This window comes from Pelistega suis, from assembly GCF_013133795.1.
Lineage (GTDB): Bacteria > Pseudomonadota > Gammaproteobacteria > Burkholderiales > Burkholderiaceae_B > Taylorella > Taylorella suis.
Genome location: NZ_JABGBN010000005.1, coordinates 76,472 through 92,563, shown reverse-complemented (window position 1 = coordinate 92,563; position 16,092 = coordinate 76,472). Strand labels below are relative to the sequence as shown.

At 42.1% G+C, this 16,092-nt stretch carries 11 protein-coding genes, 1 tRNA gene and 1 pseudogene; 4 read left to right on the top strand and 9 right to left on the bottom strand.

Annotated features, from left to right (window positions below; all coding sequences use genetic code 11):
- Positions 1 to 206 precede the first annotated feature (206 nt).
- The 4 genes from HKX39_RS07340 to HKX39_RS07325 all read left to right on the top strand — a co-directional run bounded on the left by HKX39_RS07340 (position 207) and on the right by HKX39_RS07325 (position 7,017).
- Positions 207 to 1,886 (top strand): dynamin family protein, encoded by a 1,680-nt coding sequence (locus tag HKX39_RS07340; protein ID WP_171680681.1) that lies wholly within the window; start codon positions 207 to 209, stop codon positions 1,884 to 1,886.
- 66 nt (positions 1,887 to 1,952) lie between these two features.
- Complete coding sequence (locus HKX39_RS07335) at positions 1,953 to 2,810, top strand: EcsC family protein (protein ID WP_171680680.1); 858 nt, start codon at positions 1,953 to 1,955, stop codon at positions 2,808 to 2,810.
- A gap of 18 nt (positions 2,811 to 2,828) precedes the next feature.
- On the top strand, positions 2,829 to 5,111 hold the full coding sequence (locus HKX39_RS07330; protein ID WP_171680679.1) for a dynamin family protein: 2,283 nt from the start codon (positions 2,829 to 2,831) through the stop codon (positions 5,109 to 5,111).
- A gap of 61 nt (positions 5,112 to 5,172) precedes the next feature.
- The gene (locus HKX39_RS07325; RefSeq protein ID WP_171680678.1) at positions 5,173 to 7,017 is read left to right on the top strand and encodes a dynamin family protein; all 1,845 of its coding nucleotides are present in this window, start codon (positions 5,173 to 5,175) and stop codon (positions 7,015 to 7,017) included.
- 15 nt (positions 7,018 to 7,032) lie between these two features.
- On the opposite strand, the pseudogene HKX39_RS07320 reads toward HKX39_RS07325, so the two are convergent.
- From HKX39_RS07320 to secD, 9 genes and pseudogenes are all read right to left on the bottom strand, one after another.
- A pseudogene (locus HKX39_RS07320) lies at positions 7,033 to 7,134 on the bottom strand (IS3 family transposase); the annotation flags it as partial.
- A 134-nt stretch (positions 7,135 to 7,268) separates the two neighbouring features.
- Positions 7,269 to 7,344 (bottom strand) — tRNA-Ala (locus tag HKX39_RS07315).
- A gap of 89 nt (positions 7,345 to 7,433) precedes the next feature.
- On the bottom strand, positions 7,434 to 9,020 hold the full coding sequence (gene lnt, locus HKX39_RS07310) for an apolipoprotein N-acyltransferase (RefSeq protein WP_171680677.1): 1,587 nt from the start codon (positions 9,018 to 9,020) through the stop codon (positions 7,434 to 7,436).
- Between the two features lie 3 nt (positions 9,021 to 9,023).
- Positions 9,024 to 9,920, bottom strand: coding sequence for a CorC family transporter (locus tag HKX39_RS07305; RefSeq protein WP_171680676.1), 897 nt, complete (start codon positions 9,918 to 9,920; stop codon positions 9,024 to 9,026).
- A gap of 108 nt (positions 9,921 to 10,028) precedes the next feature.
- The gene (gene ybeY / locus HKX39_RS07300) at positions 10,029 to 10,490 is read right to left on the bottom strand and encodes an rRNA maturation RNase YbeY (RefSeq protein WP_171680675.1); all 462 of its coding nucleotides are present in this window, start codon (positions 10,488 to 10,490) and stop codon (positions 10,029 to 10,031) included.
- A gap of 6 nt (positions 10,491 to 10,496) precedes the next feature.
- Positions 10,497 to 11,495, bottom strand: a complete 999-nt coding sequence (locus tag HKX39_RS07295) for a PhoH family protein (protein WP_171680674.1) — start codon at positions 11,493 to 11,495, stop codon at positions 10,497 to 10,499.
- Positions 11,495 to 12,925 carry a tRNA (N6-isopentenyl adenosine(37)-C2)-methylthiotransferase MiaB gene (gene miaB / locus HKX39_RS07290; protein ID WP_171680673.1) on the bottom strand — a complete coding sequence of 477 codons (1,431 nt, stop codon included), beginning with the start codon at positions 12,923 to 12,925 and terminating at the stop codon, positions 11,495 to 11,497. The genes HKX39_RS07295 and miaB overlap by 1 nt, the downstream gene beginning before the upstream one ends.
- Before the next feature lie 244 nt (positions 12,926 to 13,169).
- On the bottom strand, positions 13,170 to 14,111 hold the full coding sequence (gene secF, locus HKX39_RS07285) for a protein translocase subunit SecF (protein ID WP_171680672.1): 942 nt from the start codon (positions 14,109 to 14,111) through the stop codon (positions 13,170 to 13,172).
- A 15-nt stretch (positions 14,112 to 14,126) separates the two neighbouring features.
- Positions 14,127 to 16,004 carry a protein translocase subunit SecD gene (secD, locus tag HKX39_RS07280; RefSeq protein ID WP_171680671.1) on the bottom strand — a complete coding sequence of 626 codons (1,878 nt, stop codon included), beginning with the start codon at positions 16,002 to 16,004 and terminating at the stop codon, positions 14,127 to 14,129.
- Positions 16,005 to 16,092: the final 88 nt, after the last annotated feature.

Below are 16,092 nucleotides of genomic sequence, written 5' to 3'. Positions count from 1 at the left end.
TGTTGGGTGGAAGATTTCGCAATCCCAAACGGCCTTCAAACAAAAACAGTGCCATGATTTTGGGCGGATTTTTGTTTTGTACCGTTTTATTGCCTGTGCTGCCTGCGTTTTTGGTGGCATAGTTTTACCGCTTGTATTGCTGTGGTTAGTGTGGTTAGGCGTGAAAGCAACGGAAGTAACTTTATTAATCACAAGGAGTTTTACTTATGAATACGCAAAAACAATTTTTAGATTACATCAAATCAGTGCAAAACATCATTGCACCATTAGAAATTTCCGACAATAAATTGTCGCATATTGCGCACAACATTGAGCAGGCTGAATTGATTGTGCCTGTGGTGGGTGGATTTAGCGCGGGCAAAAGCACATTGATTAACTCGTTTTTGGGTAATGACATTTTGCCGACTGCGGTTACACCCGAAACCGCATTGGCAACGGAATTACGCTATAGCCCGACAAATTACATTGAATCAGTCAGCAGTTCAGGCAGTGTGGAACGCCACGAGTTATCCGAATTTTCTAGTCTGAAAGACAACGCGCGCAATTTTAAAAATCTGCGTCTGTATTTGAATAACGAACAATTGAAAGAGATTCAACCGTTGGTTTTGGTAGATATGCCGGGCTTTGACGCACCGATTGAAAACCACAACCAAGCTATTTTGAATTATCTCAATCGTGGCGTGTATTTTGTGTTTTTAACCAGTGTAGAAGACGGCAACATCACCTTGAGCATGAAGCGTGAAATTGAGAATATTCAACAATTTGGAAAAGGATTTGCGTTCTGCATCAGCAAAACCAATCTGCGCGCATCTGATGATGTTCGCGCTGTGCAACACAAAATTGCCGAGCAATTGGAAGACGATTTTGACCACACAGGCGAAGTTGCTTTATTGGATATGGACGGCGGCAACAATCTGAAAAATATTCTGCATGCCATTAATCCCGAAGAATTGTTCCGCTCACTGTTTATTGATGAGCTGCGTGAAAATTACACGGCTTTGACACAAAGCATTAACGTGAAAATTTCTACATTTAAAGGCAGCAAAAAAGAGGCGGAAGAAGTGATTGCTGCCCTGCAAAGCAGCCTGAATGGTATTGAAGCGAAAAAACAAGCGGCGATTAGCGATGTAGAAAGCCGTTATTCGCGCAACAGCGTTTCGATCATTAATCAAGCGGTTACATCGGCGATTCTGACGCAGAAAACGCGCTTGGTGGATTTGGCGATTAGCAATCAAAGTGCGTTTGAACGCGAAATTAACGACATTGCCAAAAATGCGCTATTAACCGCCGTGCAAACGCGTTTTCAAACCATCAACCAAGATTTGATTGAAGAAATGGGCAATGGCATTAACACGCAATTATCTATGCTGCCTGACAATGGTTTGGGCAATATTGTAATGGATGTCATGAGCAGCAGCGGAGCGGGGGCAATCGGTAAAGTTGCCAATACGGCATTGAAATCGGCTACGAAAATCATCATGGAAAAAGTAGGTTCGACAACATTGAAATCATTGCTGGGCGGTGTGTTTGGCATTGTTGGTGCGGTACTGGCATTTTTGCCTGAAATCATTTCTCTGTTCAACAAAGGCGCAAAAGGACGCCGGCAGCGCGAACAAATGGAACAAGCAATTGTCGGCACGATTATTCCGCAAATTCAGCAGCAATTAAACAGCGTACTGCCTGAAATGCTGAATCAAAACATTACCGCACTGATTAACCAGATCAGCGAACAATTTGAAGAGCAATTGCAACAAAAACGCGATGAAATTCAGGCTGCCGAGGCCGAAAAAGCCGAAAAAGCCGCTGAATTGGAAAGCATGATTGCAGAATTGGAAAATGGTAAGCAGCAGCTGACTGCTTTGGCCAATCAAACTTTATTTGCCTAATTTGTTTTCAGGCTGTCTGAAAAATGCGGGCAGCCTGAAAACTTCAATTTACTGAATGGAAAAATCATGAGCCAAACGCTTGAAACACAAGATTTACGCGACTTGCATACGGCTGTTTCTTTGTTAACCGCACCATCACTGACAGCAAAAATGACGAGTATGGTCGGTTCGCCTGTTGAATATTTGATGGATAAATTGCCAAAAGGAGCGAATGAAAAAATCCATGGCATTATTGAAACGGCATTGCATAAAGTAGTCGATGTAAGTGCCAGCACAATGGAAAACCAAACCCAAGAAGCATCTAATAAATGGCATAAATTTGGTGCAGGTGTAACAGGCGCATTGGGTGGTTTTTTTGGATTTTCAGCATTATTGGTGGAGTTGCCCGTATCTACCACGATTATGATGCGTTCTATTTTGGATGTGGCGCGTAGCGAAGGTTTTGATATTACCGATTACCAAACCAAAATGGAGTGTATTGCCGTATTTGGTGTTACCGTAAATGAAGATAAAAGCGATGACAGCGCGGAAAGCGGTTATTACGCCAGCCGTATTGCACTCAATCAAATTATGAATGCAACAGCAAAAGAATTATCTGTACTCACCCAGCAGGCAGCCAATAAAGCGATTGATACAACAGCAGTCGGTAAAGTTTTTGCCCAGTTAATCCATGCGGTAGCAACACGTTTGGGCGTGCCATTAACAGAAAAAGCGGCAGCACAACTTGTTCCCGGAATTGGTGCGCTTGCAGGAGCAACATTAAATGTCATGTTTACCGATTTTTATCAAGATATTGCGCGTGGACATTTCATCATTAAACGTTTGGAAGAAAAATATGGGGCAGATGAAATTAAAGCTCAATTTGACAAAATTCGTTTGGCAACATCTAAACCAGCGGTATTGATTGGACATCAACCTGAATAATTAAAAAGGAAAAATATTATGGACATTATCGCTTTAAACAACCGCATTGAAGACTTTGTAAACAAACACGATTTAAGCATTGACGCGCTTGCTCTGAAACAGGAGCATGCCATTGCCAAAAGTGAAGAATGGCAACGCATTTTGAATGAATTTGCTGAAGATGGTCGCGTATTGCGTGTCGGCATTATCGGGCGCGTGAAAGCGGGCAAAAGTTCTATGCTGAATGCGTTGTTGTTTAATGGCAATGATATTTTGCCTAAAGCTGCTACTCCCATGACTGCCGCTTTAACCATTATGGAATATAGCGAAACTGTTCGTGCAGAAGTGGATTTTTTTACGCAACAGGATATTGATGAAATTAAGGCAAAACACGCCATTCATGTATCTGAATTAACGAAAAAAATTGCCGAAAAAGAGCAAGAACAAATTGAGCGCGTGCAAAAGAAAAAAGGTGGCGTGATTGCCAATACACTCAATTCTTTAACGCCTATTGCCAATGCACTCAATATTTTAACGCCTGAAGAACAACGCGATTGTACTGAAAAAGCCCGTTCTCAAGCCGAACGTGAGATGAAAAATGAGCCAACTTTCGCATCTTACGATCAATACGAGCGCATTAAGGCATCGGGCAAATCGTTGAGTGATTTGGCGCAATACCAAACCATTCAGGCTGCCAGCGTAGAAGAATTGATGAATGGCGCATTAAATCAATTTGTGGGTTCTAGTGGTGCGTTTATGCCATTTACTAAATCGGTTACGCTGTATATTCCTGAAAAAGGCTTGCAAGGTTTGCAAATTATTGATACACCGGGGATCAACGACCCAGTTACTTCACGTGGCGAACGCACCGAGCAATTATTGGCACAATGTGATGTGGTGTTGATTGTGTCGCCTTCGGGGCAATTTTTGAGTAGTGAAGATACTGACTTAATGCACCGCGTAACCACCAAAGAAGGCACACAACAAGCTTATATCATCGCCAGCCAAGTGGACAATCAATTATTTGGTAGCGAGAGTACGGGCTTAACCAATCCAAGTGATGTGTTGCAAAAAATTTCAGGCAGCCTAACCACTCATGCACGCAATACTTTGCAAAAACAAGTGCAACAATATCCTGAAATGAAAGTGGCAACGGATAAATTGAGTGCCAATCCTGTGATTTGTTCGTCTAGCGTGGCGTTTTCACTGTTGCAACGTTTTGATGCACAACACACTTGGGACGCTAATTTACAACATGTTTGGCGTAATTTAAAGCAAAAATATCCCGATACATTCAACCATACAGAATTAGCGAAAAATGCGTTAAGCCAAATGGCGAATATTGGAAAGTTACACCAAATTGTAGAAGAAGTAACCGCCAATAAAGAACAAATCTTGGCACAACGCCGCATGGATTTTGAAAAAAGCAAGCGAAATGCCTTGCAAGCCTATTTAAAAGCATGGGAAACGCGCATTGCCGAACAAGTTCACCAAATTGAAACCGCAGACGTAGGCGAATTGCTTAAACAAAAAGCGATGTTAAACAAACAGCAAACCAGTATCCAAATGCACGTTGGCGGTGTATATGACGATTTGGTCAGCGATATTAAGCTGAATTTAGATAAGCAATTAAAAGACAAATTGAGCAGCACCATGCGCCAATATGATGCGGCTTCGGAAGGGGCACAGGGTACGGCAACGGAAAGCAGAGAAGTTTACGTTGGACGCGGCGGTTTCTTATGGCTGACAAAAAAATATGAAACACGTTATTACGAAGTAACTTCTGTTCAAGCCACACCAATTCGCCGTGCGATTGAAGAAGTTCGCAACAATTTGGAAGACGAATTGCGCTACATCGTCGAAAGCTATTCGCAAGCATGGAAAAAGAAAATTTACAATCAAGTGGTTGGTGCATTGCGCGAAGCAATGGGCGATGAAGAGTTGGACATTACCATGATTGCGCGTGCGGTAAAAAACGTGTTGGCACGTATTCCCGAAGCCACTTTCCAGCTTGCCGACGATATGCCAAGCAGTCTGAAAAAATCAGGACAACTCAAAGGCAGTGAAGCAGAAGAATACATCAGTGATGCCGATAATTATGTTTCTAATTTACGCAATACAGTTCGCAATGAAATTACTGCCTACATGACCGAACTGCTCGGCAACCTGAAAAAAGTGGATTTGCCCAAAGAATTGACAGGCGATTTGGAAAGCAACCTGAAACAACTGCTGCATGATATTGAAAACAAAGAAGCCAGTTTGTATCGCTATCAAAGCATTCAACAAGAATTGAGCCTATTGCAGCAAGAAATCAATGTTTAATCGTTTAAAACGCTTTTTCAGACGGCATTTCACTATGCCGTCTGCAAATAAGGGAAATATCATGTCGCACCAACAAAACCAAGATTTAGAATATGAATTAAATCAAGCCAACAGCCAAATCGCCCAACTCAATCAGCACATCGCCGAAATTGAATTGCGCCAAACATTGGTAGCAAAACTCTTATCCGCAACCAATCAAAATCCGCATGTTGCGCAATATTTTTATTTATTAAATAACGATTTTCTTGATTTTGCCAATGAAGAAGATTCCTTGCAGGACGAAGCGGTCGCACTGTTGGAGCTGCAAGCGATTGGTGATGAATTAAAAGTGATTGGCTCGTATCCCGAGTTTTACAAAAAACGTTCGGTGGCGATTGCAGGCGGATTCAGCGCAGGCAAATCCGAATTTATCAGCAGCTTGTTTAAAGACACATCGGTGCGTTTGCCGATTGGCCTTGAACCGACAACCGCCATTCCCACCTACGCGCTCAATGGCGAGCACAATGGTTTAGTCGGATGCAGCCAAAACGGCGGCGTGATTAACCTATTGGATATTGATCCAAATTTCCAACACAAATTGTCGCACAACTTTATCCGTGCATTTGGTTTTAATCTGAAAAGCATTATGCCGTTTGTGTTTTTAACCACACCGATGGATTATCAACACTTATGTTTTATTGATACCCCAGGCTACAATCCGTCTGATGTTGCCGATGGCCATACATCAGAAGACGTAAAAACCGCCGAAGAATTTGTCCAAAACGCCGAAGCCCTATTGTGGCTGATTGGCTTGGATTCTAACGGCACAATTGCCAAAAGCGATTTGGATTTCTTGGGTAACGTGCATCAAAATGTCGGCAAACCACTTTATATCGTGTTGAACAAAGCCGATTTGAAACCGCAACACGAGATTGAAGATATTATGGACGGAATTGTGGAAACGCTTGATGATTATGATATTGAAATTGTAGGTATTTCTGCATATAGTTCCATCCACAAAACCGAATATGCTTACCAAAAACAATCACTGTTTGATTTTCTAAACGAACTGGATACATCATCAGATAAACACCATTTGATTTTGCAACGTTTGTATCAAGTCGATGAAAAATATCAACGCGCGATTTTGCAAGCCATGAAAGAAAACAAACAAATCAATGCCGCCTTAAGCGGTTTGAAGTTGGATTTACTACAAGAAGGTTTTGATGATTTAGGTTCAAACTTGTATGAAAAAATCAGCAAAATGAATGCGCTGTTTGTTTCCAAACACAAAGAAGAAATGCTGCACAAATTAACGTACGTTGTGGCACAAATGGAAGCCACAATTAACCAATTATTCGGACAAGAAGGCAGCCTGAAACGCAAAGTTTGGACAATAGAAGAAATTGAATTAAGCGACAAGTTTGCACGTTTAACGCAGAAAGATGAATTGCCTGATGAGTTGGAAAATGTGCATTCAGGCAGCCTGAAAGAGAAAAAATCTAGCACCGAGCAGCCTAAAAACGCAACACCTGATTTGAAAACAAGATTTTGGCAACATTGGCTAAATAAAAATTTAGATGAACTAAGATTTTGGCAACATTGGCTAAATAAACCTAAAGATAATCGCACCGAAAAAGCACTAAATAAAATGTTAGACGAACAAAAAGAACGATTTACCGCTAGTGAATGGGAAAAAATTTCAGGTGAACCCGCTGTTGCGTTGTATATTTTAAGGAAAATCGGAATGGTAAGGCTTGTTGAAAATACAGCCGATGATTCACTAGGTCATCGATCAAAAACAAATTATTTGAACGGTTTCTTATCCCCATGGGGGCGGTTCGCTCAAAATATGCCTGATCAAACTTATGAATTTGTTTTACCCAAAACAAACACCACTCAATTAGAAGGTGAACTGACCCCCTAAACTTGGACAGTTTAGTTAAGAAGTGGTATTAGAGGACTGCAATCTGTATTGTACAGGAGGCAGTCCTTTTAATTTGGTATGAATACGTTCATGATTATAGTAGTGAATGTAACCATGATTAACTAGAAAGTTTCTAATTCTATCCAATGCAAAATAAACACAGCTAAAATTTTGTTTACCCCATTATTTACCCCATAGAAACAAAAGAAAAAGGACTTATCATTCATTAAATGATAAGTCCTTGTATTATCTGGTGGAGGTAAGCGGGATCGAACCGCTGACCTCTTGCATGCCATGCAAGCGCTCTACCAACTGAGCTATACCCCCATATCTGCAAGATAAGCTTAAATACTAAGCTTTACAGGAGGTTATGTCAATCAAAAATCGAGTTCGGCTTTCTTTTTTTGGGGATGCTTTTAGGTGGTGCGACGTTTTTTTACGACAAATAAAAGTAGCATAAAAGCAACAAAAATAAAGAAAGCATTATTTTTGATATGGGCATAAGGGGTAAAGCCCGTCATACCTTGAACATCAATATCTAAGACCCCAGCGCTCAGATAAGGCAGTTGGGAAATCAACTCTCCTTTGGCGTTAATGTAGGCAGTTGCCCCGGTATTAGTGGCTCTTAGCATAGGGCGAGCGGTTTCAATGGCACGCATTTTTGCCATTTGTAGGTGTTGCCCTAATGCAGAACTATTGCCAAACCAGGCAAGATTGCTGACATTAAAGAGAATCGTTGCACCGGGATTATGTATCGTGCCAGAGGCTGTCTGTATCTCTGCAGGGAATAAGGCGGACAATAACTCATCGCCAAAAATATCTTCGTAGCAGATATTAGGGGCAAAGATATGTTCGCCGACTTGGAAATTGGCTTGACGCTCTGCGCCGCGACTAAAATCCCCCATAGGAATACCGATAGCATTGACAAACCAACGGAAGCCATAGGGAATGTATTCACCAAAAGGAACGAGGTGTTTTTTGTCATAGCGTGGGACACCATTAGCTTGGTAGAGGGCATCTACAGGTGTTAATCCATTAATGGCGATGATGCTATTGCCGATAAATTGGGTATTATTAGCGAGCTGTTCTGCATACGGGGTGCCAATAAAATAGTCGGCTTGATCATTTGCTGCAGAGTGGATGATATGTTGCCAAAATTCAGGGGCAAGTTGATGTTGAAAGCCGGGGATGATGGTTTCAGGAAAAATAACCACTTGAGGCTTTTTTTCAGGATCTGCCGCAGGTAGGCTAGCAAGGTCAAAGTTCTCTTGCATACTCGACAGCATCGTGGCAGGATTGAATTTATCGCGCTGATCGATATTACCTTGCACCAATCTGACAGAGATAGGGGAGTGGATAGGATGAGACCAGTCGATACTTTTTAAGCCTTGTCCTAATGCAAGAACAGTAAAAAGCGCAACTAAACTTCCCCAGTGACGTTGTTTTGTCGAAAGATGCAGTATAAAAATACTCAGGAGTGCAGCGCATAATGCGGCCAGTAGTGCTACACCATAACTGCCCCATAGTGGAGCCCATCCGCTGAGTGGTCCATCAACATGCGCATAGGCAATATTGAGCCAAGGGAAACCTGTCATAACCGTTGCTCTTAGCCATTCAGCGAATCCCCATAGTGTGGCTAATAAAATAGCTCCCCAGATTGATGGAGTGGGGCGACATAAGCGAAAGACAGCGCTCGCTAATGTGGGATATAAACTTAAGTAGGCAGAAAGCAGCACAACAGCACTCGCCGCTAGAGGAGCGGCTAAATTGCCGTAAGTATTCATGCTAATAAAGAGCCAATAAATACCACTGCAAAAATGAGCCAATGAAAATATAAAGCTATACCCTACAGCTTGTTTTACGGTTTTTGTTTTAAAAAGATAAGTAAATAAAACGGCGAGGCTGACGAGTTGTAAGGGAGCTAATAGGTCAGCTGGTAGTACGCTTCCAGAGAATGTCTGAGCATGTACAATACCAGCCGCTAATAGGATAATCCAAGGCATTTGTTATGACTCTTCGGAGGTTGGTGTGACCATAGGGGTACGACGGATATGAATCCATTGCGCTCTTTTTTCATCAGCGCGTAAGACTTTAAATGTTAAGTCCTCAAAAGTGTAGCTATCACCACGTTTAGGAATATGGTCAAGCTCTGATGCTAACCAACCGCCTATGGTGTCATATTCATCCTCGGGGATATGGCTTTGTAGGGTTTCATTTAGTTGCTTAATGGTGCTGATGCCCATCACACGCCAGCTATGAATAGATTCTGGGAAAATCGTTTGTTCGGCTTCTTCGTCGTATTCGTCTTCAATTTCACCGACAATTTGCTCAAGAATATCTTCCATGGTAACAAGCCCTGTAATACTACCGTACTCATCCACCACAATGGCGAGGTGGTTGCGAGTTGTTTTAAATTCTTGTAATAGGTTTTTAAGAGGCTTTGTTTCCGGAACAAAATAGGCGGGACGGACGAGAGATCGGATATTTTGCTCGGGATTGCTGACGTAACGTAACAAGTCTTTGGCAAGTAAAATGCCAATAATATTGTCACGTTCTTCCTCGTAGACAGGGAAGCGTGAATGGGCTGTTTCGATAATAAATGGAACGAGTTCTTTAATGTCTTGCTGAATATCTACGCAATCCATTTTGGAACGGGAAACCATAATATCACTGGCAATTTTTTCAGTAAAAGAAATTGAGCCAAGCACCATTTTGTGCGTGTCTTGGTCAATAATACCACGTGCATGGGCTGTATTAAGCAGCTCATTAATATCTTCTCTATCTTCTGGCTCGTGTTGCAGACTAAATAAGCCTTTGATTTTTTGCGACATACGGCGCCAGATAGAGTGTTTGGCCTGTTTATTGTCCGGAGTGGCCGAGGACGGATAAGGTTCTGATGACATCGCTTTGAGTCAAGTTAATGGGAAATTAAGCATAACCCAAAAATATGAAAAAATGCTGAAAAAAGTTCAATAGCAGAGAATTTTAGTGAAAACACCTAGAAGATTTGACTATTCTTTAATTTTATAAGGGTCAGGAAAACCAATTTCAGCGAGAATTTGCGTTTCTAAGGCTTCCATTTCTTCGGCTTGATCTTCCTCAATGTGGTCGTAGCCTAAAGAGTGTAGCACCCCATGTACCAATAAATGTGCGGCATGTTGTGGCAAGGTTTTATGTTGTTCTAACGCTTCTTGTTGCAGTACAGGGACACAGATAATAATATCACCACGTACTGTATTTAACTCATCTATACCGTACTCAAAAGTCAATACATTGGGTGCATAGTCTTTTTGTCGGTAGGCTTTATTTAACTCAATGGCTTCAGGTCTATCGACGAGTCTTAGGGTAAGCTCAGCAAACTCAAAATCAATGTCTTGATGAGCGGCTTTAACCGCACGGAGTGCCCATGCTCGTAATTGTTGACGGGAGAGCTCAGGAACCTCAATGGCATATTGAACGGAGAATTGCAACATAATGCTTTACTCTTTGGTGTGTTTTTCTGCTTTGTCATACGCATCAATAATGCGTGCGACTAATGGATGACGTACGACATCTTTGCTAGAAAATTGACTAATCTGAATGCCTTGCACATCTTTTAAAATGTTTAAAGCGTGACTAAGCCCACTTTTTTGCCCTTTGGGTAAATCTACCTGACTAGGGTCGCCTGTAATGACCGCTTTGCTACCAAAACCAATGCGAGTTAGGAACATTTTCATTTGTTCTGGCGTGGTATTTTGCGCCTCATCAAGAATCACAAAAGCATGGTTGAGTGTACGTCCTCGCATATAGGCAAGAGGAGCAATTTCAATGGTTTGTTTTTCAAAAAGTTTTTGTACTTTTTCAAACCCCATTAAGTCGTAGAGTGCATCATAAAGGGGTCGTAAATAGGGGTCTACTTTTTGTGCTAAGTCTCCTGGGAGAAAGCCTAAGCGTTCACCTGCTTCTACGGCAGGGCGAGTGAGAATAATGCGCTGCACATTATCACGCTCTAGTGCGTCAATGGCGCAAGCAACGGCTAACCAAGTTTTTCCTGTCCCTGCGGGGCCAACACCAAATGAAATATCGTTGTGCAAAATATTGTGTAAATAAGCACGTTGGCGAGGGGTGCGAGGGCGTAAATCGCTTTTGCGTGTGCGCAAGTGAAAAACGGTATTCTCGTCGGTGAGAGAGGGGAGCTCAACTTCTGGTTCAGGTGTTTGCGTATTGTCTTCTTTGGGTAAATGAGAGGTTAATTCCACAAGTCCCAATTGGATATCATCAATAGATAGAGCTTGATGTGTAGCACGACGAAAAAATAACTCAATGGTATTGATGGCGTGTAGGGCATTTTTTCCTTCTACGCTAATACGTGCACCACTACGACCTATTTGGACATCCCAAGCGACAGCAATTTGTCGCAGGTTTTCATCAAGAGGCCCCAGAAAATTGGCTAGATGAGTATTGTCCCCATCTAGCGAGATGTATTTTGTTTTAGACATTATTCGTCATCTTTGCGTACTACCTCACCTCGGAGAGAATTGGTGTACACATCTGTAATTTTAATATCAATGATTTGACCGATTAAGCGATCACCACCTTCAAAATTAACGATACGGTTGTTTTCAGTACGACCCATTAATTCATTACTATCACGACGAGACTTGCCTTCTACTAAGACTTTTTGGATTGTGCCAAGCATTTTTTCGCTATGTGCACGCGCTTGTTTATTAATTTGTGCTTGTAAGCGTTGTAAACGTTTTAGCTTCACCTCATAAGGTGTATCGTCGTGCAAGTCTGCTGCAGGTGTACCCGGGCGACGAGAATAAATAAAGGAGAATGAGGTATCGATATTTAAATCTTCGATAAGCTTCATGGTTGCTTCAAAATCTTCATCTGTCTCGCCGGGGAATCCGACAATAAAGTCAGAAGATAGTGTCAGTCCAGGGCGTGCGGCGTAAAGTTTACGCACGACAGACTTAAACTCTAAAGCCGTATAACCACGCTTCATTCCAGCTAATACGCGATCACTACCGGCTTGAACAGGTAAGTGCAAGAATGGTACTAATTTAGGTAAGGTGGCGTGCGCATCAATTAAGCGCTTAGTCATCTCTTTAGGATGTGATGTGGTATAGCGAATACGCTCAATGCCAGGAATCTCGTGGATATATTCTAATAGCATGGCAAAGTCAGCGATTTCACCTGTTTCTTTCATCACCCCACGATACGCATTCACGTTTTGACCTAGCAGATTGACTTCTTTAACACCTTGGTCAGCAAGGTCGGCGACCTCAATGAGCACGTCCTCAAATGGACGAGAAATCTCTTCGCCTCGAGTATAAGGCACAACACAGTAAGAACAGTATTTGCTACAACCTTCCATGATAGACACAAATGCGGTCGGACCATCAATACGCGCAGGAGGGAGGGCATCGAATTTCTCGATTTCAGGGAAGCTCACATCCACTTGTGGGCGACCCGTGGCTTTCTTTTGATCAAGCAATTGAGGTAAGCGATGCAAGGTCTGAGGACCAAATACGACATCCACATAGGGTGCACGTTGAATGATTGTTGCACCTTCTTGGCTAGCTACGCAGCCACCAACACCAATGACTAAATTAGGATTTTTTTTCTTTAATAAGTTCATGCGACCAAGGTCAGAGAATACTTTCTCTTGGGCTTTTTCACGGATAGAACAGGTATTGAGCAGAATAACATCAGCTTCTTCTGGATTTTCGGTGAGTTCTAAACCTTGTTCTGCATTGAGAATGTCGGCCATTTTGTCAGAGTCATACTCATTCATCTGGCAGCCAAAAGTTTTAATATAAAGTTTTTTGGCACCTGCTGGCAGAGTGACGGCTTCGCCTGTATCTGGTTGCGGAGGAAGATTTGTTGTCGCTGCGCCATCGCGCTTGATAGAGAGTTCTTGCATATAGAGTACCGTAACGGGTTTTTGTCCCGGGGGTGAAAGTTAGAAAGGGAGTATTTTACCTTTTTTCCTATAAATATTGAGAGCTTATCTTTATCTGTAAGAAAATAACATGTATTAAGTGTTTTATGGTATGACGAATGAATGAGGTTGAAATAAAATGCGTTAATGATGAAAAAGGCTGTGTGGAAATATATTCTGCACAGCCTTTTTAGCTAGAAGAGTGATAAAAGAAACGTATATCTTTTTAGCCTTCCATCAACTCCGCAGCGGGGTCTTCTTTCTTGGGTGTTTTTACCATATCTTCGCGTTTGATACCTAGCCACATGGCAATGGCTGCTCCTACGAAGATAGAGGAGTAAATACCGAACCAAATGCCAATGGTCAATGCTAGGGCAAAGTAATGTAAGGTAGGACCACCAAAAAATAGCATTGCCATCACCATCATTTGTGTCGAACCGTGAGTAATTACTGTACGAGAAATAGTTTGTGTGATTGAGCTATTGATGACCTCTACAACGCTAGCCTTGCGTTGTTTACGGAAGTTTTCACGAATACGATCCATGACGACAACGGATTCGTTCACAGAGTAACCGAGTACCGCGAGTACCCCTGCGAGTACGGATAGCGAAAACTCCCACTGGAAGAATGCAAAGAAGCCAAGAATAATTACCACGTCATGCAAGTTAGCGAGCACACCAGCAATCGCAAACTTCCATTCAAAACGGAAGGCGAGATAAATACAAATGCCGAGAACGACAAAGATAAAGGCATTTAAACCGTTGGTGTAGAGCTCATTGCCGACTTGGGGCCCCACAAACTCTACGCGAGTTAATGAAACACTAGCGTCTTGTGCCTTTAAAGCGGTGAGAATATCTTGGCTTTGTTCTGCAGAGCTTTTGCCTTCCTGAATAGGTAAGCGAATCAGAACATCTTCAGCGGTACCAAAGTTTTGTACTTGGAAATCGCTGTAGTTTAAGCTGCTGATAGCACCACGGACTTTTTCTAAGTCAGCCGCTTGCTGATATTTTGCTTCAATAAGCGTACCGCCAGTGAACTCTACCGATAGATTAAAGCCGCGAGTCACAATAAAAAATACCGCTAATACGAAGGTGATTGCACTGATAGCATTCAGTACAATCGCATGCTTCATAAAGGGAATGGTTTTGCGAATTTTAAATAATTCCATTTTCTTATCCTACACTTATTTATCAGTACCGGGTTTCCAAATGGTACCAATGGAAATGGATTTAAGTTTTTTCTTGCCGCCATACCATAGGTTAACAATTGCACGTACGCCAACGACCGCAGAGAACATAGAGGTAAGAATACCTAGACAATGAACAACAGCGAAACCACGGATAGGACCTGGACCACTAAATGCTAATAGTGCTAAACCGACGATTAACGAAGTGATATTAGAGTCTAGAATAGTTCCCCATGCTTTATCAAAACCGATATTAATAGCCTGTTGTGGGGTAGCGCCTTCTCGTAATTCCTCACGTATACGTTCGTTAATGAGTACGTTAGCGTCAATCGCCATACCGAGGGTCAAAGCAATCGCAGCAATACCAGGTAAGGTGAGAGTCGCTTGTAAAAGAGAAAGCAACGCAAGGAGTAACAGTACGTTAAATGCTAGACCTAGCGTTGAGAATACGCCAAATAAATGGTAGTAAATCACCATAAATACGGCAATCATAATAAAGCCATATAGTGTTGATTGGAAACCTTTTTTGATGTTTTCTTCACCAAGGCTAGGACCAATAGTGCGTTCTTCAATAATAGACATTGGCGCGGCTAGAGAGCCTGCTCGGAGTAATAAGGCAACATCAGCGGCTTGAGCTGGTGTCATTGCACCCGATATTTCAACCTGACCGTTAGGAATTTCTGCTCGAATAACAGGAGCTGTAATTACTTGACCTTTGCCATTCTCAAACAATACGATAGCCATGCGTTTATCAACATTATCGCGAGTCACATCACGGAAAATACGAGCACCTTTTGTATCAAGTGTGAGATTCACCGTGGGTTGTTGTGTTTGTTGATTTCGACCGGATTGGGCGTTTTCAAGGTTTTCACCGGTTAAGAGCACCTGGCGACGTAGTAGGAGATTTGTTCCATTAGTGTCTTTAAATAGTTCTAAGCCAAAAGGTATTGTACCTGAGGCTAAAGCAGTGACAGCCGCTGGAGAGTCATCGACGAGACGAAGTTGTAAGGTGGCAGTACGACCAAGAATGTCTTTTGCTTTTGCAACATCTTGTACCCCAGGTAATTGCACCACGATACGGTCAGTCCCTTGTTGTTGGATAACTGGTTCTGCAACACCGAGCTCATTAATGCGGTTGTGTAAAGTGATGATATTTTGATGGAGTGCAGTCTCTTGTACACGAGCGATTTCTGTCGGATTAATCGTGCTATTGAGAATAAATTTACCATCAATATTGGCAACGGTTGATGTAAGTTCAGGTAGTCGAGTGCGTAGTTGATCTCGTGCTTTAGTTAGTTCTGCTTCTGTCGCAAATGTTGAGGTAATGGCCGAGCCTGTACGTTGAATACTTTCTAAAGCAATTTTTTGGTCACGGAATAAGGTGCGTAATTCATTTGTTAATGACTCATAGCGGGTTTCAAGAGCACCTTGCATATCCACTTGTAATAGGAAGTGCACACCACCACGCAAATCAAGACCCAAGAACATCGGATGAGCACCTAGATTACTGAGCCACTCGGGTGTAGCAGATAGTAAGTTTAGTGCGACAACATAATCAGGCTCTGATGGATTGGTGTTGAGTGCTTTTTCCAAGGCTGTTTTGGCTTGTAATTGTGTATTTGGTGAGTCCACACGTACACGAATGGTGCCAACAGAGCCATTGGTTTGAAATTGAGAATTTGTAAAAGGAATATCGTTTTGTTTAAGAATTTGCTCTACACGTGCAAGCATTGTTTCATCAACTTTGCGCGCAACATTAGCACTAGAAATTTGTACTGCAGGTGTTTGTCCAAAAATATTCGGGACAGTATAGAGTAGACCAAAAATTAGGGAAACAAGAACGATTAAGTATTTCCAGAGAGGATAACGATTCATACCTAGCCGTGATAGAAAAAATAAAATCCTTGAGGATTAAAAGAGTACGGCTTGAAAAAAACCGTACCCACAGAGAGCATCAAAGAGG